We start from the raw sequence: 22,633 nt of genomic DNA, 5'->3' as shown, positions 1-22,633 counted from the left end.
GATCAGCGTCGCCGGAAACGCCGGCCCCCGACACCCCTACCCGCGCCGTTGCGGCACAACCCGGTTTAGGGGGCCGCTAGGGGATGTCAGTCGCTACCGGCCCACCCTAGCGTTCCCGTTGAGGATCGATTGTCCACCCCGGCCGGGCGGATGAACAGTGTTGCAGCCCAGGAGATTACCCGCGCGAGCAGACCGCGTGGTGGAAAAGGAGCACGATCATGACGGATCGACTCGCCGCGGCGGTACTCGACGGCGCACCCGCCGAAGTGCTGCTCTCGCAAGAGGTTCCAGCGCACTACCCGGCGGCACATCTGCGCCGCGAGGATGTCGGCATATTCGAGGGAGAGACCGACAAGGATCCACGGCGGTCCATACATCTCGGCGATGTGCCGATGCCGGAACTCGCGCCCGATGAGGCGCTGGTCGCGGTCATGGCCAGCTCGATCAATTTCAACACCGTGTGGTCGTCGATCTTCGAACCGGTCTCCACCTTCGACATGCTCGACCGTTACGCGCGGCCCGGCGGTTTCGCGGCGCGGCACCGGCGCGACTATCAGGTCATCGGATCGGATGCTTCCGGCGTCGTCGTCCGCACCGGTGCCGGGGTGCGCAACTGGAAGGTCGGCGACCATGTGACGGTCTCCCCCGTCGTCGTCGACGATCAGAATGCGGGCGCACACGACGACGCCATGCTCGATCCCGCGATGACCGCATGGGGCTATGAGACCAATTTCGGTGGGCTGGCGCACTATTGCGTCGTCCGGGCCAGTCAGTTGCTGCCCAAACCGGCGCATCTGACCTGGGAGGAAGCCGCCTGTATCAATCTGTGCGGCGGGACCGCCTACCGGATGCTCGTGGGCGAGCACGGCGCGCGGATCAAACAGGGCGATATCGTGCTGATCTGGGGTGCAGCCGGCGGGCTCGGCGCGTTCGCGACTCAGCTGGTGCGCAACGCGGGCGCCATACCGGTGGGTGTCGTGTCGTCGGAGGAGAAGGCGCGGCTGGTGCGGGCGCTCGGTTGCGAGGTCGTCGTCAATCGCGCCGAACTGGAACTCGACAGCGGTGATCGCGGCCCGGAGGCGACGATCGCGGCCGCCAAGCGGCTCGGCCGGGCCATCCGCTCCGCAGTCGGTGAGGATCCGCACGTCGCGTTCGACTACACCGGCCGCGACACATTCGGTATGTCGGTGATCGTCGTCCGTCGCGGTGGGACCGTCATCACCTGCGGATCGTCGAGCGGATACCGGCACGAATACGACAACCGCTATCTCTGGATGAATTTGAAACGCGTCATCGGAAGTCACGCGATGAATTTGAAGGAAGCCGCGGAAATGATCCGGCTGTTCGATCTGGGTAAATTGGCGCCACCATTGTCCGCGGTGCATCCGCTGGACGATGTGGCCGATGCCGTGCGTTCCGTCCAGAAAAACGTACACGTCGGCAAGGTCGGCGTGCTGGGGCTCGCTCCACATGCCGGTCTCGGCGTCACCGACCAGGAGAAGCGAGATCGGCTCGGTGAGGAATTCCTGTCACCTCTGCGCCCGCTAACTGCGCTGATCTCGGCTCCGAGTATCGAGCGGGTGGCAGTTCACCAGTAACTCCACACCGAAATATCGGCACAAGATTCCCGTCGCGTGCGACGGGAATCTTGTCGTGTCCCGACATGGAAAACCATCACCCGAATATGCGATTCACATGGCATAAGAATTTTAAATCCGGACGATTTTTGATATCGCATCCTCAATCACAGTACTCGATCGTGGTAAATGCACATTGCATGATGAGGAGATATAAATGAATACCAAATCAATGATGGCCGGTGCGGCATTTTCGATCGCCGCACTGACCATCGGTTCGGGCAGCGCGTACGCCGGAACCACGGACGAGGACCACAATGTCGGCTACCGGGCCACCACGTCCGCTTCGTCGGTCACGATCGAGACCGATTCCGGATCATTCACGAACGACGCCGGCGTGTTCCAGGTGATATCCGACGGCGGCAAAGTACTGGGCGGCACCGAATTGTCCTTCCGGGTGGACGATTTCGTCTTCCCGATCCGGGCCGATATCAGCGATCGGACCGCTACGCTCACACCGGAATTCGATCCGGCCCACGCGGTGTACCGCCCCGTCGCGCTGCCGTATGAGGATCAAGCGCCCTGGAAGACACCCTACGATCGCGAACAGGCTGCCTGGACCCGCCTGACCAGCACTCTCGGGGCGGGCGCGACCATCGGCACGCTGGTCGGGGGCATCACCGGCGGAGCGGTGGGCTGCCTGCTCGGCGGCATCGCGGGCGCGACCGTCGCCACGGCGACCATCGTCGGACTGTTCGGGCCGATCGTACCGGCGGCGGTCATCGGCTGCGTGGGCGGAATCGTCGCGGTGGGCGCACTAGGAACGCTGGCGGGGCAACTACTGGTCACCGCCCCGGTCGCCATCCTCGCCGCGGCCCAGTACTTCACCACGATCAATTCACCTTTCCCGCAACGCTGAACCACCGCAGATCCTCGCCTCCGATCCGCTGTGTCGCGGTGGATCGGAGGCGAATCGTCGCCATCGAACCCAATGTCACTCGCCCTGTCGCACAGGGTAACCGGCAGATCGCGACCGTTTCCGAGCTGTGACACGAGTCTGTCGGTCGCGGGATAGAGCATGCCCGCCAGCGACGAGCAGTTGACTATGCGGCCGAATCGAAGGTCAGATGGGAGATGATCGAGGTCGGGCGTCCTACGGTCTGCGCGACAGGTGAGCCGGATACTGCGCGATTCCACAGATCGATCAGCTGTTCGGGTTCTGCATCGGCTGCCACTGTGCCGGATATCTCGAGCGCGCCGAAGCCGGGGTTACCCTCCTCGGCCAGGCCCGCCCACCGCAAGATGTTGTCGAAGGAGCCGGTCACCCGGACGTTCAACGTCCGGATTTCGATGCCGGCCAGCGTAGCGTGCAGGACCATGCCGTCTGTGATACATGCACCGACGGCGGACAGCAGGTACTCATGTGGCGTCGGAGCGGAGTCGTGGCCCGTGAGATCGGCGGGCTCGTCGAAAGCGATGGTGTGCGAACGAACTCGAGCGTCCACGCGGAAACCGCCACGCCAGGTGGTCGTTGCCGTCCACGGTCCGCTGAATCGGCCGACGCGGTCGGGGTCGCGCATCTGTTCGGCCAACGCGGCGCGATGTTCGAAACCGATACCGTTGACTGCATCGGCGTCCGCCTCACGATGTTCGGTCACGGCACCAGAATAGGCGGCGTGGCGATGCCCGTCTGCTCTGGCGGCATCCTCGGCTGCGGCATTGGCTACGCTCGTTGCAGGCAGGGCGGCGGGTGCCGGGGGTTGCAGGTCGATGAACGGATGCGGGGTATGGGACGCACGATGGAGCTGGGGTCGGGCCCGGCCGCGGACGGACCCGGTAGTGGGATATCCGGTGTAGACCGCGTAATCGGGCCTTTCATCTCCGGGGAGAACGTCGCTTGGGGTTTCGAGAGCGGTTCTGCTGTCGCGCTGCGGGACCTCATCACCAGTGCGGCGGGGCGGGATGTGGAGGTGCTCGATCTCGATTCCCTCGACCGGATGAGTCAGGATGTCACTGGCACCTTCGTCGTAGATCTGTCCGAAGTCGATGCCGAACTGTTGGAGCCACCATGGTCGGGTCGTCTCGGTGAGTGCGCCCGGACGGTGTTTCGATCCGGCGCTGTGTGCCACTGGCTCGTGTCGCGACAGGTTCTCGATGCCGCGCCGTGGGCGTGGTCGATGCAGTGCGTATTCGGACTCGACGAGAACGACATGACGATTCTGCGCGCGGACGGACGCCGGACCGCCCGGGCTCGGATCGCGCTCGCACCGCAGGCGTCGGTCGGCGGCCGGCGTTCATCGATGAACGCGGCGCATCTGGGCGCCGGGTTGCGGCACGCGAGAATCGAGAAGGGCTGGAGCCAAACCGAACTCGGGCGCCGGGCAGGCGTCAGCGCGAGCGCGATTTCGCAGATGGAACGCGGCCGCCTCGGCCTCTCGCTGGAGACGGCACTCGAAGTCGCCGGCCAACTCGGCGTGGCGCTGGACGACCTGCTGCGCGGCGGCGTCGACTTCATCGTGGTCGAGCAACGCCCCGGTATCTCAGCCCAGTTCGCTCCGCCGCGAACACGGTCCGCACGTGAGTTGGTGTCCAAGGATTCCGCACGCGGGTACGTTCTCGGCGCCGGCGGGACTCTCAACCCGCCGATCGGGTCGAGTGGCCACGTCACCCTGATGATCGGCAGCGGCTTCGTCCAGGTCGATCGGCTGCCGCAACGCACCCTGGCCCGATCGGGAGACATCCTCGCCGTCGAACGCGCAACGGGGGTCTCGGTGTCGAACCTGGGTTCCGAGGATGCCGTTCTGTTCTGTCTCTGAACAGCCAGAGCGCAGACTCGATCGGCTGCGCATGACGTGGGGTTCACCCACGGCTAGCACTCGATACCGGTTCCGGCCGATAGTTTTTGAAGTGGTGATTAATACGCCCGCGTGAGGTCTTGTCGCCTTGTAAGTATTACTTCAATCTGTTGATACTGGTTGCCATGGCGTCGTCAGTCCTTGGTGCTGCAACGCCCGCTCGGGTCCGGCTGTGTGCCGTCCGGAGCAGTCCCGGACAAGTGCCAGCCAGAAAGGTCTCGTCATGCCACGGCCACCGATCTACAACGCGTTCCTGCATCTGACGCCCAACCACCACAGTCACGGCTTCTGGCGGACGCCGGAGGGGCGAGTGCAGTACGGCTACAAGGATCTCCAGCCCTATGTCGACGTGGTGCGGACGCTCGAGCGTGGCCGTTTCGACACGCTGTTCATCGCCGATGTCGTTGGGGTCTACGACCTGGATTTCGGCGACGGCAAGACCACGATCCGGGCCGGCTCACAGTTTCCGGAGAACGATCCGGTCACCATCGTCTCGGCGCTCGGATATGTCACCGAGCATCTCGGCATCGCACTGACCAGCAACATCATTCAGGATCATCCGTTCTCGTTCGCGCGTCGACTGTCCTCGCTGGATCACTACACCCACGGGCGCGTGGCATGGAACGTGGTGACCTCCTATCTCAGCAACGGATTCCGCAATTACGGCCACGACACCATCGTGGGTCACGATGAGCGCTACAGCTGGGCACAGGAGTACGTCGATGTGACCTACAAGCTCTGGGAGCATTCGTGGGAAGACGGTGCGGTGCGCCACGATCCGCAGAGCGGGCAGTTCTTCGATCCGGACAAGATTCACACCATCGACCATGTCGGTGAGCGATACAAGGTCGAGGGACCACATTTGGTGGAACCGTCACCACAACGGACGCCGGTCCTGTTCCAGGCCGGAAATTCTACTGCCGGTAGAGATTTCGCAGCGCGCAACGCAGAGGTCACATTCCTGCCGTCACTGACACCCGAGACGGCTCGCGCCGATATCGCGACACTCGACGAATCGGCTCGCGCGGCCGGGCGGGCACCGGAGGCACTCAAGAAGATCGTGGCACTGTCGACCATCATCGGCTCCACCGAGGAAGAGGCGCGGCGTAAACAGCAATACTTCCGTGACAACATCGATTTCGATGCGCTGCAAGCATTCTGGAGTGGCGGCAGCGGGATCGATCTGTCGTCGGTGGACCCGGACACCCCGCTCGATGAACTCGCGAAGAGGGTGCAACTCGGCGATCATGTGCGTTCGATCTTCCGGGCTGCCGCGGATTCCCAGCTCGACCCCAGTGCGGTGTCGTGGCGGGAGTACTTGCTGACCAAGGGGCTGCTGCCTGGGAAGTTCGCCGGCACGCCGGAGCAGATCGCCGACCACGTCGCCGATTGGGTCGCCGCCGGGGTGGACGGATTCAACGTGGTACCGGTCACCACGCTGGGCTGGTGGCCGGAATGGGTGGACCACGTCGTGCCGGTCCTCCAGGAGCGCGGCCTGGCGCAGCGTGAGTACGAGCCGGGAACGTTGCGGCACAAACTGTTCGGCAACGGTGACCGGATCGCACCGGACCACCGCGCCCGGACCGTCGGATTGTCGGCGCCGACCACCGTGAGCGGTGCGGCATGAGCACTGCCGAAACCCCGGTCGCCAGCCAGGCGGGCACGTCGCCCGACCGATTCGGTGACATCTTCGCCCGCATCGCCGAGACAGCGCCGGAGCGTGACTCGGGCCGCCGGCTGCCGCACGATCTGGTGGGCGAGTTGAAGCGCGCGGGCTTCGGTGCGCTACGTGTTCCGGCCGAATACGGTGGATCCGGCCTCACGGTGATCGAGCTGACCGAGCTGCTGCTGGATCTGGCGGCGGCGGACTCGAATCTCACCCAGATTCTGCGTGCGCACTTCCTCTACACCGAAGCACTTGTGCACGCGCCCGATTCCGAGGGGCGCACGCGTTGGTTGCGGCGGATCGGCGCGGGAGAGCTGCTGGGCGGCGCGTACACCGAGCGCTCGGCCACCACCGTGCCGCGATTCTCCACGACCGTCACCGAACGCGACGGCCGGCGCATCGTCGACGGCGAGAAGTACTACAGCACAGGATCGTTGTACGCCGACTGGATCATCACCGCCGGAGAGGCACCGTCGGGAGTAACCCACGTGATCGTGCCCGCCGGCGCCCCCGGCGTGACGCTGGTCGACGACTGGAACGGATTCGGACAACGACTGACCGCGAGCGGAACCACACGATTCGACGCCGTCGACATCACCGACACCCCGCAGCTGCCCGACGGTGTCACACCAGGAAGCTACGGCACGTCGCTGGCACAGTTCTGGCACATCGCCACGCTGGCGGGAATCGCGCGACGCCTGCACACCGACCTGCTCGACTACGTCCGACAGCGCACGCGGTACTTCAGTCAGGGAGCGGGGGTTGTCCCCCGCGCGGATGCGGTGATCCAATCGGTCGTCGGCGAAGTCAGCACCGCCCGCTATGTCGCGGAAACGCTCGCCCGCCGGATCGGTGCCGCTCTCGCGGACCTCGACACCGCGATGCGTGCGGACGCAGCCACCGAGGAATTGTTCGACGCTGTCGAGACGGAGGTCTACCGGGCCCAGGTCGCGGTGATCGATACCGTACTCACCGCCGCGGGACGCGCGTTCGATGTCGGCGGTGCCTCCGCGGTCGACGGCGGCCGTGCCTGGGATCGGCACTGGCGCAACGCCCGAACCCTCGCCAGCCACAATCCGACCCCGCATCGCCTGGTGAGCATCGGCGACCACGAATTGAACGGTACCTCTCCCTTCCGTGCCTGGCTCAGCGGAATCGACCTGCGGGACCGGTCGTCGTGAACCTGCTCACCTATGCCGCACTGGGACTGTCGACCGGTGGCGCCTACGCACTGGTCGCTCTCGGCCTGGTCGCCGCGTATCGAGGTACGGGCGTCATCAATTTCGCCCAGGGCGCGCTCGGGATGTTCGGCGCCTACGTGTTCTGGAAACTGTTCGCCCAAGCAGGTTTTCCAGTCGGGTTCGCCATGGTGATCGGCATCGTGGTCAGTGCCGTGATCGGTATCGTGTTCTTCGCGCTGACCGGCAAGCGGCTGGCCAAGGCGCCGGCGATCACGCGGATTCTGATCACCATCGGACTGATGCTGGTGCTCGAGGCTGTGGTTCGCATCGTGTGGACCAATCATCAGCAAACGGTCACGTCGTTTCTGGTCAGCGGCGGTTTCGACCTTGTGGGTGTGCGGGTGCAGTCGATCGGGCTGCTACTCGCCGGTGTCGCCGTCGTGGCGACGATCGCGCTGCATCTGCTGTTCACCTGCACCGCATTCGGCCATATCACCACCGCCCTGCGCGACACCGACCTCGGGGCTCAGTCCATCGGCCTGAATCCGCGCTTGTGGGGTTCGCTGGCGTGGGGACTGTCCGGCGCACTCGCGGCGATCAGTGCCATTCTGGTCGCGCCGATCACCCAGCTGTCACCGACCGCCCTCACCACGCTGCTGGTCCCGGCTCTCGGGGCGGCCCTGGCGGCGAAGTTCTCGAATTTCCCGGCGGCACTGGCGGTGGGGCTGGGGGCCGGCGTGCTGGAGGGCTTGTGCACGGGTTTGATCAATGCCCAAGTCGCGCGAGCCGTCCCGCACGTGATCGCGTTGGCGGTACTGGTCGTGGCCGCCCGCACGGACATGGCACGCGGCACCCGCGAGGTAGCGACGGTCTTCCACGTCGGGTCGGGCCGAATTCGCCCGCTGCCGTTGTCGGCCGGGTTCGTCGTGGTGCTTGTTCTGATATTCACGGCAACCGGGACGGTGGTCGACGCGCTGAGTCTGACCGCGATCTTCGGTCTCGTCGCCCTGGGGATCGTCGTCTCCATCGGTTTCACCGGCCAGGTCAACGCCCTGCCACTCGGCATCGCCGGTGTCTCGATGATCGTCTTCGGGGCCCTCAGCGACAGCGGATACGGAATGCTCACCGCCGCAGCGGGTGCGGTGGGCGCGGCCGCGCTGTGCGCCATCGTGCTGAGCGTGCTGTTCGTGCGTGCCCGCGTATATGAGGTGACCATCGGGGCGCTGGCGGTGGCTTCCATCCTGCAGACCGTCGTCTTCGCGGTGGACTACTTCTTCAACGGTCGTGATGGCTGGACCGTCGGCGATACCCACCTGTTCGGCATCGACGTGGGAAATATCGGCAATCCTCGCGGTTTCGCGGTGTTGACGTGGGCGGTGCTGATGATCGCGGCGATCGCGGTGGCCAATGCGCGCCGATCCGCGTCCGGCCGCTACATCCTCGCCGTCAGACAGGACGAGCGGCTGCCCGCGGCTCTGGGAATCGTGGCCGCCCGGGCGAAATTCACCGGGCTGCTGATTTCCTCGTTGCTGTGGGGGCTGGCTGGCGCACTGTTCGCGGTCCAACGCGGCTTCATCGCCAAGGGCGACATCCGCCTCGAGGGATTCGACTACTCCGATTCGCTGGCGCTCATCGCCTTCGTGATCCTCGCCGGTTCCGGTTATCTGGTCGGCGCGGTCCTGGCCGGCGCCTTCGCGCCGGGCGGATTGATGGCGAGTCTGCTCTCGTTCGCGCCCGATATCAACGATTGGCTGTCATTGTTCTTCGCCGCCAACATGATCTGGGTCCTGGCAACCGAACCCGACGGTGTCGTGGGCCAATTCCTGCGCGGGCGAACGCTGCTGGCCCGGCGGTGGCCCGCGGCGGGAACCGTGCTGCACGGCGGACGCGACGAGGTCCGACCCCCTGTTCAGGGCAGCACATCGAAAGGAGAAACCGGTGTCGCAGCTCGAAGTGCGTGATCTCACCGTCACGATCGGAGCGAGCACCATCCTCGACGGGGTATCGCTCACGGTCCCGCCCGCCACCGTCGTCGGACTTCTCGGCGCGAACGGAGCAGGTAAATCGACCACCATCGACGCCGTCGCCGGTTACCAGCCGACGCGATCCGGCTCGGTCCGGCTGAACGGCCGCGAGATCAGCCGACTCAGCGCGTCTCGACGTGCCCGTCTGGGCATCACCCGCACCTTTCAGGACTATCTGCTGTTCGAAGACCTCACAGTGGAAGAGAATCTGCTCAGTGCGGCCGAGATCGGCCTGCGCAAGAATCTCCTGCGCGACCTGGCGCGATTCGGTAGGCCGGTGGACTCGGCACAACACCGTGTGGAAAATATCCTGGACGGCCACAACTTGACTCGCTATCGCCGCACCCCCGTGGAACAGCTGTCACTCGGCTGGCATGCCCGGGTCAATCTGGCACGCGCCGCCGCACAGGACCCACAGGTGTTGCTGCTCGACGAGCCCGCGGCCGCGTTGAGCCTCGATGCCCGCCGCGCTGTCACCGACACCATCGCAACGCTGCGTGATCACGACGGTCTCGGCATCCTTCTCATCGAGCACAACCTCGATGTGGTGCGCGCGGTCTGCGATGAGGTGTATCTCCTGGACGAAGGACGACTCATCGCACACGGCCCCACCGCCGACATCCTCGAGCTTCCGCAGGTGCGAGCCGTCTATTTCGGCGAACAACCCGACGACACCGAATTCGCCGCCCCGGTCGGTGCGGCATGATGAGCGCGACCGAAACGGCAAGGGGCGCCACCGACGGCCTCGACGTACGTGGACTGCGCGTCGACTACGGCAATGGCGCAGGTCTGTGGGATTTCCACCTGCGGGTACCACCGGGAACCGTCACCTGCGTGATCGGTCGCAACGGTGCCGGCAAGTCCAGTGCGCTACTGGGGATTTCGGGATTCGTCACACCGGCCGCGGGCACGATCCGGGTGAACGGGACGGCGTTGACCGGTGCGCCCTACCGGCGTTGCCGGGATCAGTTGTCGCTCGTGGTCAAGGGGCGGTCCCTGTTCGCCAGCCTCACACTCGACGAGAACCTGACGCTGGCCAAGATCGATCACGACGAGTTCTACACGCTGTTCCCGCAATTGGCCCCACGCCGCGGCGTCGCAGCCGGCAGCCTCAGCGGCGGGCAACAGCAGCTCGCGGCAGTCGGCCGAGCGCTGCTGCGAGACGTTCGGGTGGTATTGCTCGACGAACTGACTTTCGGCCTGAGCCCGGCCATCCGCGGCCTCATCGCCCGGGTCGTCCGCGCCGAAACCACTCGCCGCCAACTGTCCGTCGTCGTTGTCGAACAGCACGTCGACACCGCTCTGGCCATCGCCGACCGCACCCTGGTGCTGTCCGAGGGCGCAACCGCGCTCGACCTCGACGCCGACGAACTGGCCGCACAACAGGACCACGTCGAAAACACCTACCTCCACCCATGACGGCACCGCCGACACCCGTCCCGTAGAAAGTGGGGCCTCGCAGCCATGCACACAACCAGATGGACGATCGCCGCACTCGCGGCCACCGCACTCACCGCCGGTTCACTCACCGCGTGCTCATCGAGCGACAACTCCGACACCATCAACGTCGGATTCATCGCGCCACTGTCCTCCTCACCACGAGCATTTCAAGATCCCGCCCTCGCCGCACAGGTCGCCGAAAAGGCCGTCAACGATCAAGGCGGTATCAACGGCAAGAAGCTGCGGGTCATCGTCTACGACACCAAAGGCCAGCCCGCGAATGTCGTCGCGGGTGCTCGGAAAATGGTCAATCAGGACAAGGTCGTCGCGTTCATCGGCGGCAACAGCAACGACGGCCTCGCCGAGATCGGCAAGAAGGCAGGCGTCGTCAACTGGTTCCCGATGGGCTGCGCCGCCGCCGACGTCCGCAACGACCTGTCGATGATCGCCGCCCTCAATTGCGCCGGCGCGGCGCAGGGTACCTACCTCGGCGGCCTGCGATTCAAACCCAAACGCGCCGTCTACGTGGCATTCTCGGGCAACACTCCCTACATCGAGAACGCGAAACTCGGCTATCACAACGCCGGTGTGGACGACGTCCGTGTCATCGAGATCCCGCCGGAGACAACCGATTTCGCACCCGTCATCGCCCAGGTGGCAGCGGCGAAACCGGATGTCTGGGGCGGAATGATCTTCACACCGGAAAAACTCACCGCACTGTTGCGGGCCGCGGTCGACCAGAACCTGCGAATCCCTCTGGTACTCAGCAACAACGTCATGGAAGACGCGACCATCGATCTGGTCTCCGCATCCGGCATCCCCAACTCCGTGGCCCTCGAAAAGGGCGAGGACGCAGACCGGTTCCCCACCTGGAAGCAATACGAGGACCAACTCGCGAAGTACGATCCGGACCACCGCATCAAAACGCCCCACGACGGCTCCGTGACGACCGACTGGCTCGCGGTCTGGACCTTCGCACAAGAAGCCCGGAAACTATCGACGGTAACCGCTGCGTCCTTCCGCGAACACACACAGAACCTCACCGACTTCCGCACCGACGTACTACATCCACTCGACTTCACAAGCGCCGACGGCGGCGTCCCCACCGCCCCACGACAAGCCAACTTATGGGCATTCCCCGGACACATCGCCAACGGCCGCATCGAAGTCGACAGCTCACAACCATTCAGCGCCATCCACAAAACACCGATCACGGGGTAAGCAGGCAACACGGCCACTGCCCAGCACCGACCGTGCGCGACGCGTCGGCTCGTCGGCCGGATTCGCGGCCTGGGAGGCCCAGCTGGCCGACGAGCCGACGCACACGACATACCGGCCGGATCTTCCATGGCCGACAAGCCCTCGGCGGAATCGCGCGGCGTCACCATTCTCGACGAGTATGTGCGCTGGGCAGGCCACAGCGGCTTCGACTGCGCGCAGTGAGTAGGGCATCGATGAGGTAGCTGATCGCGTCGACCGCGACCGACACGGGGGCTCCGAACAGGCCGACGAGTCCGCCGCCGAGGTTGTTGCGGCGGCGTCTGTTTGATCGAGGCGCGCGTTGGCCGCGACCAGCCTCGCTCCGGCGCGCTCGCCTTGGAAGCGCGGCCTGGCCGCCCTTGCCGAACGTCAAGTCCTCAGAGCCTGTGAGGACTGGTTCTACGACTGTCGTGACGGTGCGGTGGGTAGCGGGCCGGGGCTGGCGGCGCCGACGAGTCATCCGGAGACACAGCCGGTTCCGGGCGCGTGCAACCCGGTGGGGGCCGGTGTTCTCCGCGCGGAGAACCCGATGTCGTCTGGATCGCGTGGCCGCGGCCGGTTCCACATCTGCGAAGAGGGTGGGCTGCAGAAAGTCTGGGATACCCGGAACCAGTCCCTGGGATTGCGGGCATCCCGCCGGACATGTGCTTGGCGGGGATCAGCCGCAGTGCGACTGCGACTCCGGTGAGACCCACGTGATCGAGCCGGAGGCACCTGTCCACATGATGCAGATACCTCTGGCATCGAGCCTCACCGGGCCGGCGTAGTAGGCGAATACGCCCGAGTCATTGATGGCAGCGGGGTGCTTGTCGGACGATATTCCGGCCAGCATGTACTTTTTCGTTCCCGGGTTGTCATTCGTCGTGACCACGCAGTTGGTGGTGCCGTTGTAGAGCAGGTGAATTCGCGCGCCGGGGATGTCGTGGTGATCGATTTCGTGGTAGTTGCTGCCACATGCCTCGGCCGGGGTCGCGACCGCATTCGCCGGTCCGGCCACAGCTATTGATCCAGCAACGACCGCCGATGCGGCGAGAGCCAACCTGACCGCCTGGGTGAGTACACGCATCGATTACACATCCGTTCAGTGTCCGCTGGTGCGGGCAAACCTGGAAAGTATGAGATAGCGACAATATGAGACGCATTCAACCCTTCGCGTCGATCACTTCCCCAGTGGTGGTGGCACCATGACACGCCGACGCGCATCTGCGGGCCTTTCCCGACACACGCGGGCCTGTTGAAGGTGCGTCCGTTCGGGGTACACCCCAACACCCGCTCATTGATCATCATGCAGTCCGGTTGTGCAGTCGATCCCGGTAGATCCGAAATGCCTTGCGGTCGGCGGCCGAAGCGCTCTCACCGACTGTTTCGGCGGCGGCCAGCAGCGCCCGACGAGCTTCCGGTGGGGTGCGGTGACGGGCAGGCCGCGGCCTTGGCCGCGCCGCAGCCGAAGCGCCAACTGGCGTTGCGAGGACACCGCCATCTACTCCTGCGAGTCACAGCGTGCGGAGTTCCGGGAGTGGTGCCGCCAGGGAGGAACGCCCCGATGGCGACTGGGGAACGGTCCTGTGGTTGGCGGGTTCGGCGCCGAAGTCCCCGCCGCGCCAACGTATCGGGTCATCTCTTTCCGTGCAGGGCGTTCTCGACCAGTGCGACGGTCGCGCGCGGGTTGTCGACTTGCAGGACCAGGCGGGCGTAGCGCTCGTCTGCGAGTTCGAGCACGATGGCCTTCGACGGATCCTTGACGTCCCAGAAGACCTTTTCGCCGTCGAGGTGGAACGTGCCCGCCGTGATCACGCCGGGTACGTGGGCGCCCGGCGCGCGGATCCCCTTGGGATCGGCGGTGATGCCGGGGTCGGCGGTCGCGCCGCGGACGTTGGTCAGCGGGATGGTCAGGCTGCTCTTGAAGGCCCAGAGCTTGTCGAGACCCTCGATCACGACAATGAGGTCGTCGCCGTCGATGTTGACCAGTGCCATAGCTATTTCCTTGTCAGTTGAGCGGATCGAGGCGTTGGGTCAGCGCGGTGCCGACCCCGTCGGGGTTCCCGCGCAGGCGGATGCCCAGTGCGGCAGCCGTGAGGGCGGCGGCCAGGTCGGTGGAGATGCCGAGCGCGTCGGCGATCGCCTGGTCGACGGCGGCCAGCGCCGCGGCCACCTCGGCGGTCACCTCCTCGTCGGCCGGTGCCCTGTCGACCGCCGCCAGCAGTAGCAGACCGAGGTCGGCCGACGTGACGAGTCGCAGCGCGGTCGCGGCATCGGTTGCCGCGGCGAGCGCTTCGGCCAAGGGGCGGACGTCGTCGGCGAGGTGGCGGCGCAGGGCAACCAGGTAGAGGCCACGCTTGCTGCCGAACGTCTTGTACAGGCTGTTGCGGTGCACGCCCAGGTGGGTGACGAGGTCGTCGATGGATACCCCGTCGTATGCGCGCCCACCGAACAACTCCACGGCGGCACGCACCACCTCGTCCTCGTCGAACGCCCTTCGCCTGCCCATGCCACGACAATAGACATTTGAGGAACGATCAGTCAAGAACGACCGTTCCTGAAAAGGATATTTCCAGGCGGGAAGGTGCCGTCCGTGGCCTCGCTGTCAACCGGAGCGGCCCAGCCCAGGACATCCAGGAACTCGGCCAGCGTGGGTGGGCCACCCACCTCCTCGCCGAGGCCGGAAGCGACCGCGGCGAGCCCCGCGGCAACCTCCTCGAGGGCGTCTGCCGGAGGCGAATCATCCTCCACCCGAACATTCTTCCCGGTGTGTTTCCTATTCACACGATGGATTGAACCAGTGTGGGACCACCACGACGTGCTGACCACGACAGCATGGCGCGTCTGCGGCGCGGAAGAGGAAGCCGAGCGCGACGGCTGCCTGATCGTGGAGGTCGAGCCAGCCGGCCGCTCTTCTCGCTCGGCGCGCTGAATCGAGTCGTGGTGGGTGCCTTGTCGAGCGGTACCCCGATGTTCGAGACCCAGTGAGCGGCCTGACCGCATCCAACGAGCTTCGGAGGAGCGGCCGAAGCTTCACGGCTCCGGGCGGCGCCCGGTAGCGATGAGGAAGCGGTTACCAGAGCGGGCGTACAGCACCTCGATTCCGACCTCGGGGTGATCGATGCCGACTCGCGCAGACCGTTTGGGACCACAGGCGGCTGAGGCAGAATGGTGTTGTGTCTGAAGCAGATCCGAAGGTGATCATTCGGGAGTACCAGCGTGCCGCTGAGGCCGGCGATGCGGACGCGATGGTCACGGTGGCAGCCTTGCTGATGCAGCGTGGGGAAACAGTCGAAGCCGAAACCTGGTGTCGGCGCGCCGCCGGCACCGGCCACCTGGACTCGATGGTAACCCTGGCCATCCTGCTCGACCGGCGCGGGAAACCGAGCGAAGCCCACACCTGGTACCGGCGCGCCGCCGACCGCGGCCACACGGACGCGATGAACCTGCTGGGGCTCATGCTCCGGGATCGCGGCGATATCACCGATGCCGAAGGGTGGTTTCGGCGCGCGGCCGACACCGGCCACACGGAAGCGATGGCGACGCTGGGCCTCCTGCTGAAGCGTCGTGGCGATCTGGACGAAGCCGAGAGCTGGTATCGCCGAGCCGCCGACGCCGGCGAGACCGAAGCGATGATCAACTTCGGGGTGCTGCTCCAGGAACGCGGAGATGACGCCGAAGCCGAAACCTGGTACCGCCGAGCCGCCGACGCCGGCGAGACCGGCGCGATGAACAACCTCGGACTGCTGCTCCGAGACCGCGGTGCGGTCGCCGAAGCCGAAACCTGGTACCGCCGAGCCGCCGACGCCGGCCATCCGGACGCGATGAACAACCTCGGGGTCCTGCTCAAGTCGCGCGGGTTACTCGCCGATGCCGAAATCTGGTATCGGCGCGCCGCCGACGCCGGTCACACGACCGCGATGTTCAACTTCGGCAATGCGCTCGAGCGCCGCCGGCAATTTTGCGAAGCCGAAGCCTGGTATCGCCGTGCCGCCGACGCCGGCGAGACGGGCGCGATGAGCAATCTGGGAGTCCTGCTCAGGCGGCGCTGGAAATTTCGGGAAGCCGAGCTGTGGTATCGCCGTGCCGCCGCGACCGGCGACTGGACCGCGATGCACAACCTGGGGGTGCTGTTGGAACTTCGCTGGAAATTTCGGGAAGCCAAGACCTGGTACCAGCGCGCCGAGAACGCACGCATGAACAGACGGGACCACTGACCGGCCCCTCTGGTCGATCAGCTGTGAGAAAGTCACTGCACGGGAGGCCGCAGGACGAGGTCGCCGTGTCCGAAAGCTGTTGCCCGAAACCATGTTACGGAGGAAGATCGTGAGGTGTTCAAGTGACGAGGAGAGGGCGCCGATGGCGATAGACGTGGAGCAGCTGCAGTCGATCGAGGCGGAGCTGGGCGATGACATGCTCGCCCGCTGGGCGGTGGGCAAGCGCCTGGAGGAGGCCGGGCTCCCCGAGGTCGCGAAGTTCATAGGCAAGCTGCAAGAATGACCGCGGCGATGGTGGCCGGCCGCACTCGGGGTGTGGACTGCCGTCAGCGCGGGGCGATATGTCGCGCCCAGCCAGGAATTCGCCCATGCCCCAGTTCCTGCATTATTTCCAGACGTTCTCGATAGCGGGCGACGTCGGGTGTCACCGCCTGGAACCAGAAAGACACGGTGTCCCAGCGCTTTTCGGCCGTCTCTGCCTCGGTCACGAGCCAAACGGGTGGATCGGGCAGGTCGGTTTCCGCGCCATCGACGACGTGGAACGTGTACGACTGGTGGTCCACCAGTACGAGGGCGCCCTCGGGATCGTCGAGCGGGTCGCCCAGCGTGGACAGCGTCGCAAAGAAATGGTTCTTCGCCTCCCCGCGCACGGCGTGCACACCGAACGAGCTGCCGGCCAGCCAGAGTCCATGCTCGCGCCCCAGCAACCGAAGTACTTCGCGGACCGCCAGAGGGACAGCACGGGCGCCTTGTTCGGTCGCCCACGCATCGATTTGGGCGTCGGAGGCGCCGCGCACCGAATCGGGATGCAGACCGTCCGATACGGCGGCGGCGAAAATCTCGCGGATCAGCCGGGCGGGCTCGACGTTCGGTTCAGTCATCGGATCGGCCCCTCGTCGAGGTCGATGACCTCGACGCCGACATCGAGAACGGCTTGTCGAATCGCACGCCGACATTCTGGCATCGGTCTCGGATGGTCATGGTGGGCGCCGCCCCGTGTGGTCGTCACAACCAACTTCGGGGCGGTGGATCCAAGCCCGGATCCACCGATCGCACATCGATGTGCAGCCGCCTGGCTCCAGATAGCCTGCAGTGCAACGACTTCATGCGGCACGTCCACACATCACGGCTCAACGACCATCGTGACAGCGCGGTGGGTTCGGACCGGCGCCGTCGGCGCCGTCGAGTCATTCCGAGACACGGCTGTTCCGGGACGAGCGGGTAGCGTTTCGTCTACCGGAATACCAAATGTCACTGAAATCAACTCAGCTGCAGTCTATTCGACGCACACTACCCTGCCACCGACCTTCGGCGCCCACCTGTTCGGACCGTTCCGGGTCTTCCGTGACGGCCGGTCGCTCGATCTGATCGCCAACCGCCGTGGCATGCTCGAGCCGGACCTGGGCGCACGGGCGAGGTCGTCGTTCATCCGGCGGTCCAACACCACCTTCTATCGCCTCGGGACCGGCACCGGCTGGCAGTATGCAAGGCGCGATCCGCACCTCACGCACCGCGCCTCGGCATCCGGTCAGGAACCGGCTGCGTGTCGTGCGGCCAGCCGTTCCCACACAGCCGGATCGGTGCGTGGACCACCCGGGGTGGAGGCGCCGTAGCGCTCGATCTCGGCCGCGAGGTCGAGCGGAGCGGTCGGTGGGGTGCCCGGAGCCAGCGCCTGCTCGACAGACTCGTCGGGTACCAGCCAGCACACCTCGAACTCGATACCGTCGGGGTCACGTCCGTAGAGCGCCTTGGTGGAACCGTGGTCGCTCGCGCCGGTCAACGCTCGGGCAGTCATCAGGCGTTCTCGCATCGCCGCGAGTTCGGCGAGGGTGTCGACCTCCCATGCCACGTGATAGAGCCCGACCGCACCGGGTGCCGGATTCGACGGACCACGCGATTGGAACAACCCGAGATCGTGGTCGTTGGCCGAGCCCGGGTATCGCAGGAACGCACCACCGGGAAAGGCGCCGGGTAAGCGCTGGAAGCCGAAGACCTCCTCATAGAACCGCAGGCTGCGCCGCAGCTCCGAGACGTACAGGACGACGTGATTGATCCCGCGCATGTCCGGCCGCCCTCCTCGACGGCAACATCGCGCCCGCGCATCGGGCGTACACCGTTGTCCCACATACTCCCCCGGCCCCACCGGCAATCGAAACGACCGTCCCGGACAACGGGCACGAGCGCTGCGGTGCGATGCCGGTCGACTCGTGGATCGGGCGGGAAAACTCTTTCGGCGCAAGGGTTCACAGCGGCAAGGGCAGTGATCGTTGCGGTGCCGAGGGCCGTCGGCCGGATTCGGCTCGCGATTCGCGAGCCGAATCCGTCGTGCTCACCAGCCGGAGCCGGAGCCACCCGATCCGGTGTTCGCCAGAATGGTGCCGATGACCATCTGCGCGATACCGGCGACAGAGCCAAGAAATTCCACGGTGTCCTCCGACTTTCTCATCGCCGCTTGTCCGGCGTAGCGGTGAACATAGCCGGACCCACTTGTGAAGTGGGGCGATTTCAGAAAAATCGTACAGAGGGAGCATTTCGGATGCGCGGCCGGTCGAGACGTGATCAGCGGGTGCGCTCATAGTGTCGGCGCGCCTTCTCGCGATTGCCGCAGGTGGCCATGGAGCACCAGCGGGCACGGTTGGCCCGGCTACGGTCGAGCAGGAACAGCTGACATCTGTCGTTGGCGCAGGGGCGCAGCCGGCCGGGTAGTTGCTCTTCGGTAGCGGCCCAGGCGAGGATCGTCTCGACCGCCAGCCTGGCATGCCGCGGAGTGTGCAGCGTCCACCGGAGGCCGTCCGGAGTCGCCTCCGGGACGTGACGGACCCCTTTCAGCAGCGGGGTCAACGCGGCGGGCGAGCACTGCCCACTGACGATGTCGCGCAAGATGTCTCGCGCCTCACGCAGCATCATCAGCTCGGCACGGGTGCCGTCGCCGCCACGCTCCCGCGCCCAGCGCCCACCCGCGGCCGGGTCGCCGAGGGCGTCGCACTCCTCGCCGTCGACCAGCGGCCTGCTGTTGAGCAGTTCCAGCAGGATATCCATCCGCGCGCCACCTCCATCTAACCGGATAAAATCCATTGACAGGTTAGTGCATCACATGTTTGCATGACTACTACCTAACCGGATCAAAAAATCGAAGGGGTTAGTGATGAGATCGGTGCATCATCGGACCGCCACCATCGACGGCCACGAGCTCTTCTACCGCGAAGCAGGTCCAGCCGACGCTCCCGCGATCGTTCTGCTGCACGGATATCCGGCCAGTTCGTTCATGTTCCGCGAACTCATTCCGTTGCTGGCGGCGGACCACCACGTCATCGCCCCCGACCATCTCGGCTTCGGGCACTCCGCGGCCCCCGGTGTGCGGGAATTCGATTACACCTTCGACGCCCTCGCCGAACTGACCTCCGGGCTGCTCGACCACCTCGGCCTGGACCGCTACGCGCTCTACGTGCAGGACTACGGCGCCCCCATCGGCTGGCGGCTCGCACTCGCTCACCCCGAACGGATCTCGGCCCTGATCACCCAGAACGGAAACGGCTACGAGGACGGTTTTGTCGACTCGTTCTGGGCGGGCCTCTGGGCGTACGCGGCGAGCCCCGGACCGGAGACCGAATCCGTCGTGCGCGGCGCGCTCACCCCCGACGCCATTCGCTGGCAGTACCTGCACGGCGTGCCCGACCCGAGCGTGGTCAGCCCGGACACCTGGGAGCACGACGCCGCGCTCGTCTCCCGGGCGGGCAACGACGAGATCCAGCTGGCACTGTTCCGCGATTACGTGAACAACCGCCCGCTCTATCCGCTGCTGCACGAATTCCTGCGCACCAGCGGGGTTCCCGTGCTCGCGATTTGGGGCCGCAACGACGAGATCTTCGGCCCCGCCGGTGCGCGCGCCTTCGCCCGCGACGCCGAAGATGCCGAGGTCCATCTGATCGACGGCGGTCATTTCCTGCTCGAAAGCCACCTCGACGTGGTCGCCGGATATCTGCGCGGATTTCTCGGCCGGGTGCTGTGAACCGGGAAAACCACTGTGGCGCTCGGGCTGTCGGCGACGCGGTGCGCGGGGTCAGGGTTGCACCAGCGGCAAGAACAGGGTGTCGAGGATCTCTTCGACATCGTGGTCGGCGACCGGACGGAAGGTCATCATGTACTCGTGCTGCAGCAGGTCGAAGGGCAGCGATTTCATGCGCTCGGTGATTCGTCGCGGGTCGACCTCGCCGCGTTCGGCGGCACGGGCGATGGCGATGTCGATGCCTTTGGTCGCTCCGGGGCCGAGGGTGAGGCCGAGATCGGCCGGACCGGTGCCGGTCTCGTGGAAGTAGCCGGCGAGGTGTGCGCCGAGCAGGGTCGCGACCTCACCGGCCAGCGAGTTGGCCGCGCGCATCATCAGCAGCACATCACCCCGCAGTGTCCCGGTGTCCGGCAGCGGGGCCTTGTGGCGTTCGACCGCGTGGGCGAAGGTCGCTCGCAGTAGCGCATGCCGGTCGGGCCAGCGTCGATAGATCACCTGGCGGCTGGTGTGCGCGCGTTCGGCGACCTTGTCGATGGTGAAACCGGCATACCCGCGCTCAGTCAATTCCGCCCATGCCGCGTCGAGCAGAGCGTGTTCCAGTTCGGCTCCCCGGCGCCGTTGCGGCATGCCTTCCTCCCGAATAAGAGTCAATTGCGTCTCTTGTCGGCACGATGTACCGTCGCCGCATAAGAGACAATCATGTCTCCAATGTAGTGCATGTGGCGCACCTCAGCACCCCGCACCCATCGACAATGCCCGCCGCCCAGGAGGTCTCGGTGCCCCTCGAACCGCAACCCGCCGTCGTGTCCCGCCTACGGCCTCCCCGCCGCCGGTGGGCGGGAGTGGTCGCGACGCTGGCGGTGACCGCGGTCATCACACCTGCCGCGCCGGCTCGGGCCGAGCCCGAGGTGATCACCGTGACCGTCGATGCCGCCGCGACCGGAGGCCGGGTTCTCCCGCAGAACTTCCTCGGCCTGTCCTGGGAGGCCGACCAGCTCCACCAGCCGTGGATGGGCGCCGACACCGGCAACCTCGCGGCGCTCCTACGCGATCTCGGCCCGGGCACGCTGCGATTCTCGGCCAACGCCGTGGACAGGACACCGTGGCAACACGACGCGCCCGCGGAAGTCCCCGGACCGGTGATCACCGCAGCCGATCTCACCAGAGTGGGCCGGCTCGCCCGTGAGATCGGCTGGCCGGTGGACCTGGGCGTGAACCTCGGCGCGAACGATCCCACCGCGGCCGCCGACGAGATCCGCACCGCCCAGCAGGCGATGGGATCGATGCTGCGCTCGGTACAGATCGGCAATGAACCCGATGTGTTCCCGATGACCCAACTCAAACCCTACGACCAGCACACATACCTCGATCAGGTGCGCGCGTACCGCGCAGCCGTGGACGCGGCCGCGCCCGGCCTGCGCTACGGAGGCCCCGATACCGCGATGGCCGCGCCCGCGTCGGTGGTCGGTGCCACCCTCGAACCCCGGGCCCGCGCATTTCGTTCGGCCTACCTCGACGCATTCGGCCAGAACGGCGACTTCCTCGACCAGCACTACTACCCACTGTTCCGCACGCCGGGCGCGAATCCCGCCGACATGGTCGATCAGCTCAACAGCACGGACACCGCGGACCGCACTCGCCGGTTCATCGACGACATCGTGCACGAGGCCGACACCGCCGGTGTCGAACCACACCTGTCGGAGACCAACAGCGTCGCCGGCAACGGCCAACCCGGCGTGGCCGACACCTTCGGTGCCGCACTCTGGACCCTCGACTACCTGCTCACCGCGGCGAGCTCGGGAATCACCGGCGTCGACATGCACCAGCAACCGCAGGATTGCGGCAGCTACGCCTGGGTGTGCCTGGCCGACGGATCCGGCCGGCTGCGCGCACAGCCGCCGTTCTACGCCGGCCTGCTGATGGCGCAGTTGCGCGGCGGAACCTTCCTGCCCGCACAGGTATCCGATCCAGGCGCCGGTGTGTCGGCCCACGCCGTGCGGATGCCCGATGGCCACATCACGGTCGTCGTCGCCGATGTCGCCCGCGCGGCACACCGGTCGGTGTCCGTGCGGGTCGTCGGCACCGGCGCCGACACCGCGGCCGCGCGATGGCTGACCGGTCCCTCGCCGTACGCGACCGCCGATGTCCGGTTCGCCGGGGCCGAAGTCGCCGCCGACGGTACCTTCACCCCGGCGCCCCCGCAGCGCGTATCGGCCACCGCGGGCGCCTTCGGCCTCGACTTCGACGGCCCCGCCGCAGTCGTGCTCGCAGTCTGAGCGGTCTGCTCGAGGAAGTGTCGTGCCCGGCCGACCGCATGGGCGCAACCCCGGGGCCGGAGCTGAATTCGGATTAGGGTGAGCCATGTCGTTTCGCCCGAATCGCTGGACTCCCCCACCGGCTCCGGCCCGTGCCCACCACTCCTCCAGTA

22 protein-coding genes are annotated in these 22,633 nt (G+C 66.1%); 13 read left to right on the top strand and 9 right to left on the bottom strand.

Annotated elements, in window-relative coordinates:
* The first annotated feature begins 218 nt into the window (after window positions 1–218).
* Both ccrA and AB0L57_RS01330 read left to right on the top strand, forming a co-directional pair.
* A complete protein-coding gene (ccrA, locus tag AB0L57_RS01335) occupies window positions 219–1,598 on the top strand; it encodes a crotonyl-CoA carboxylase/reductase (RefSeq protein ID WP_364955217.1) in 1,380 nt (459 codons plus the stop codon).
* A gap of 196 nt (window positions 1,599–1,794) precedes the next feature.
* The gene (locus AB0L57_RS01330) at window positions 1,795–2,496 is read left to right on the top strand and encodes a hypothetical protein (protein WP_364955214.1); all 702 of its coding nucleotides are present in this window, start codon (window positions 1,795–1,797) and stop codon (window positions 2,494–2,496) included.
* A 184-nt stretch (window positions 2,497–2,680) separates the two neighbouring features.
* Here the strand turns inward: AB0L57_RS01330 and AB0L57_RS01325 are convergent, their stop codons facing one another.
* On the bottom strand, window positions 2,681–3,235 hold the full coding sequence (locus AB0L57_RS01325; protein ID WP_364955210.1) for an OsmC family protein: 555 nt from the start codon (window positions 3,233–3,235) through the stop codon (window positions 2,681–2,683).
* A gap of 129 nt (window positions 3,236–3,364) precedes the next feature.
* Here AB0L57_RS01325 and AB0L57_RS01320 point away from each other — a divergent pair, with 129 nt between their 5' ends.
* The 7 genes from AB0L57_RS01320 to AB0L57_RS01290 all read left to right on the top strand — a co-directional run bounded on the left by AB0L57_RS01320 (window position 3,365) and on the right by AB0L57_RS01290 (window position 11,964).
* Window positions 3,365–4,393: a helix-turn-helix transcriptional regulator gene (locus AB0L57_RS01320; RefSeq protein ID WP_364955207.1), complete on the top strand. Its 1,029-nt coding sequence runs from the start codon at window positions 3,365–3,367 to the stop codon at window positions 4,391–4,393.
* 262 nt (window positions 4,394–4,655) lie between these two features.
* On the top strand, window positions 4,656–6,059 hold the full coding sequence (locus AB0L57_RS01315) for an NtaA/DmoA family FMN-dependent monooxygenase (RefSeq protein ID WP_364955204.1): 1,404 nt from the start codon (window positions 4,656–4,658) through the stop codon (window positions 6,057–6,059).
* A complete protein-coding gene (locus AB0L57_RS01310) occupies window positions 6,056–7,279 on the top strand; it encodes an acyl-CoA dehydrogenase family protein (RefSeq protein WP_364955201.1) in 1,224 nt (407 codons plus the stop codon). Before AB0L57_RS01315 ends, AB0L57_RS01310 begins: the two co-directional genes overlap by 4 nt.
* Window positions 7,276–9,240 (top strand): ABC transporter permease, encoded by a 1,965-nt coding sequence (locus tag AB0L57_RS01305; protein ID WP_364955198.1) that lies wholly within the window; start codon window positions 7,276–7,278, stop codon window positions 9,238–9,240. Before AB0L57_RS01310 ends, AB0L57_RS01305 begins: the two co-directional genes overlap by 4 nt.
* Window positions 9,218–10,009, top strand: coding sequence for an ATP-binding cassette domain-containing protein (locus AB0L57_RS01300; protein ID WP_364955195.1), 792 nt, complete (start codon window positions 9,218–9,220; stop codon window positions 10,007–10,009). The genes AB0L57_RS01305 and AB0L57_RS01300 overlap by 23 nt, the downstream gene beginning before the upstream one ends.
* On the top strand, window positions 10,009–10,722 hold the full coding sequence (locus tag AB0L57_RS01295; RefSeq protein WP_364955192.1) for an ATP-binding cassette domain-containing protein: 714 nt from the start codon (window positions 10,009–10,011) through the stop codon (window positions 10,720–10,722). Before AB0L57_RS01300 ends, AB0L57_RS01295 begins: the two co-directional genes overlap by 1 nt.
* Before the next feature lie 45 nt (window positions 10,723–10,767).
* Window positions 10,768–11,964 (top strand): ABC transporter substrate-binding protein, encoded by a 1,197-nt coding sequence (locus AB0L57_RS01290; protein ID WP_364955190.1) that lies wholly within the window; start codon window positions 10,768–10,770, stop codon window positions 11,962–11,964.
* A 697-nt stretch (window positions 11,965–12,661) separates the two neighbouring features.
* Here AB0L57_RS01290 and AB0L57_RS01285 read toward each other — a convergent pair.
* From AB0L57_RS01285 to AB0L57_RS01270, 4 genes are all read right to left on the bottom strand, one after another.
* A complete protein-coding gene (locus AB0L57_RS01285; protein ID WP_364955188.1) occupies window positions 12,662–13,069 on the bottom strand; it encodes a hypothetical protein in 408 nt (135 codons plus the stop codon).
* A 548-nt stretch (window positions 13,070–13,617) separates the two neighbouring features.
* Window positions 13,618–13,977: a hypothetical protein gene (locus AB0L57_RS01280; RefSeq protein ID WP_364955186.1), complete on the bottom strand. Its 360-nt coding sequence runs from the start codon at window positions 13,975–13,977 to the stop codon at window positions 13,618–13,620.
* A gap of 13 nt (window positions 13,978–13,990) precedes the next feature.
* Window positions 13,991–14,491, bottom strand: coding sequence for a helix-turn-helix domain-containing protein (locus AB0L57_RS01275; RefSeq protein WP_364955183.1), 501 nt, complete (start codon window positions 14,489–14,491; stop codon window positions 13,991–13,993).
* A gap of 32 nt (window positions 14,492–14,523) precedes the next feature.
* The gene (locus AB0L57_RS01270) at window positions 14,524–14,733 is read right to left on the bottom strand and encodes a hypothetical protein (RefSeq protein WP_364955180.1); all 210 of its coding nucleotides are present in this window, start codon (window positions 14,731–14,733) and stop codon (window positions 14,524–14,526) included.
* A 446-nt stretch (window positions 14,734–15,179) separates the two neighbouring features.
* Between AB0L57_RS01270 and AB0L57_RS01265 the strand changes: the two genes are divergently transcribed.
* Window positions 15,180–16,199, top strand: coding sequence for a tetratricopeptide repeat protein (locus AB0L57_RS01265; RefSeq protein ID WP_364955177.1), 1,020 nt, complete (start codon window positions 15,180–15,182; stop codon window positions 16,197–16,199).
* Window positions 16,200–16,308: 109 nt separating this feature from the next.
* Entirely contained in the window at window positions 16,309–16,482 is a 174-nt protein-coding gene (locus AB0L57_RS01260) for a hypothetical protein (RefSeq protein ID WP_364955175.1), read from the top strand.
* 43 nt (window positions 16,483–16,525) lie between these two features.
* Here AB0L57_RS01260 and AB0L57_RS01255 read toward each other — a convergent pair whose 3' ends face one another.
* The 3 genes from AB0L57_RS01255 to AB0L57_RS01245 all read right to left on the bottom strand — a co-directional run bounded on the left by AB0L57_RS01255 (window position 16,526) and on the right by AB0L57_RS01245 (window position 19,238).
* Window positions 16,526–17,080 (bottom strand): hypothetical protein, encoded by a 555-nt coding sequence (locus tag AB0L57_RS01255; protein WP_364955172.1) that lies wholly within the window; start codon window positions 17,078–17,080, stop codon window positions 16,526–16,528.
* Window positions 17,081–17,727: 647 nt separating this feature from the next.
* On the bottom strand, window positions 17,728–18,261 hold the full coding sequence (locus AB0L57_RS01250; RefSeq protein WP_364955170.1) for a VOC family protein: 534 nt from the start codon (window positions 18,259–18,261) through the stop codon (window positions 17,728–17,730).
* A 497-nt stretch (window positions 18,262–18,758) separates the two neighbouring features.
* Complete coding sequence (locus AB0L57_RS01245; RefSeq protein WP_364955168.1) at window positions 18,759–19,238, bottom strand: CGNR zinc finger domain-containing protein; 480 nt, start codon at window positions 19,236–19,238, stop codon at window positions 18,759–18,761.
* Window positions 19,239–19,344: 106 nt separating this feature from the next.
* Here AB0L57_RS01245 and AB0L57_RS01240 point away from each other — a divergent pair, with 106 nt between their 5' ends.
* Entirely contained in the window at window positions 19,345–20,208 is an 864-nt protein-coding gene (locus tag AB0L57_RS01240) for an alpha/beta fold hydrolase (protein ID WP_364955165.1), read from the top strand.
* Between the two features lie 51 nt (window positions 20,209–20,259).
* On the opposite strand, the gene AB0L57_RS01235 is transcribed toward AB0L57_RS01240, so the two are convergent.
* On the bottom strand, window positions 20,260–20,832 hold the full coding sequence (locus AB0L57_RS01235) for a TetR/AcrR family transcriptional regulator (RefSeq protein ID WP_364955162.1): 573 nt from the start codon (window positions 20,830–20,832) through the stop codon (window positions 20,260–20,262).
* A gap of 125 nt (window positions 20,833–20,957) precedes the next feature.
* Between AB0L57_RS01235 and AB0L57_RS01230 the strand changes: the two genes are divergently transcribed.
* Window positions 20,958–22,481, top strand: a complete 1,524-nt coding sequence (locus tag AB0L57_RS01230; protein WP_364955159.1) for a hypothetical protein — start codon at window positions 20,958–20,960, stop codon at window positions 22,479–22,481.
* The last annotated feature ends 152 nt before the right edge of the window (window positions 22,482–22,633 follow it).

The sequence above is a fragment of the Nocardia sp. NPDC052254 genome (assembly GCF_040679495.1).
GTDB lineage: Bacteria > Actinomycetota > Actinomycetes > Mycobacteriales > Mycobacteriaceae > Nocardia.
Note: the sequence above shows the minus strand (reverse complement) of the source record. Positions and strands in the feature narration are given on the sequence as shown.

Bases quoted from the DNA above. Each gene is read 5' to 3' on its own strand.
- ccrA (WP_364955217.1), top strand. From the start codon at position 219: ATGACGGATCGACTCGCCGCGGCGGTACTCGACGGCGCACCCGCCGAA.
- AB0L57_RS01330 (WP_364955214.1), top strand. From the start codon at position 1,795: ATGAATACCAAATCAATGATGGCCGGTGCGGCATTTTCGATCGCCGCA.
- AB0L57_RS01320 (WP_364955207.1), top strand. From the start codon at position 3,365: ATGGGACGCACGATGGAGCTGGGGTCGGGCCCGGCCGCGGACGGACCC.
- AB0L57_RS01315 (WP_364955204.1), top strand. From the start codon at position 4,656: ATGCCACGGCCACCGATCTACAACGCGTTCCTGCATCTGACGCCCAAC.
- AB0L57_RS01310 (WP_364955201.1), top strand. From the start codon at position 6,056: ATGAGCACTGCCGAAACCCCGGTCGCCAGCCAGGCGGGCACGTCGCCC.
- AB0L57_RS01295 (WP_364955192.1), top strand. From the start codon at position 10,009: ATGAGCGCGACCGAAACGGCAAGGGGCGCCACCGACGGCCTCGACGTA.
- AB0L57_RS01290 (WP_364955190.1), top strand. From the start codon at position 10,768: ATGCACACAACCAGATGGACGATCGCCGCACTCGCGGCCACCGCACTC.
- AB0L57_RS01285 (WP_364955188.1), bottom strand. From the start codon at position 13,069: ATGCGTGTACTCACCCAGGCGGTCAGGTTGGCTCTCGCCGCATCGGCG.
- AB0L57_RS01280 (WP_364955186.1), bottom strand. From the start codon at position 13,977: ATGGCACTGGTCAACATCGACGGCGACGACCTCATTGTCGTGATCGAG.
- AB0L57_RS01275 (WP_364955183.1), bottom strand. From the start codon at position 14,491: ATGGGCAGGCGAAGGGCGTTCGACGAGGACGAGGTGGTGCGTGCCGCC.
- AB0L57_RS01255 (WP_364955172.1), bottom strand. From the start codon at position 17,080: ATGACTGAACCGAACGTCGAGCCCGCCCGGCTGATCCGCGAGATTTTC.
- AB0L57_RS01250 (WP_364955170.1), bottom strand. From the start codon at position 18,261: ATGCGCGGGATCAATCACGTCGTCCTGTACGTCTCGGAGCTGCGGCGC.
- AB0L57_RS01245 (WP_364955168.1), bottom strand. From the start codon at position 19,238: ATGGATATCCTGCTGGAACTGCTCAACAGCAGGCCGCTGGTCGACGGC.
- AB0L57_RS01240 (WP_364955165.1), top strand. From the start codon at position 19,345: ATGAGATCGGTGCATCATCGGACCGCCACCATCGACGGCCACGAGCTC.
- AB0L57_RS01235 (WP_364955162.1), bottom strand. From the start codon at position 20,832: ATGCCGCAACGGCGCCGGGGAGCCGAACTGGAACACGCTCTGCTCGAC.
- AB0L57_RS01230 (WP_364955159.1), top strand. From the start codon at position 20,958: ATGCCCGCCGCCCAGGAGGTCTCGGTGCCCCTCGAACCGCAACCCGCC.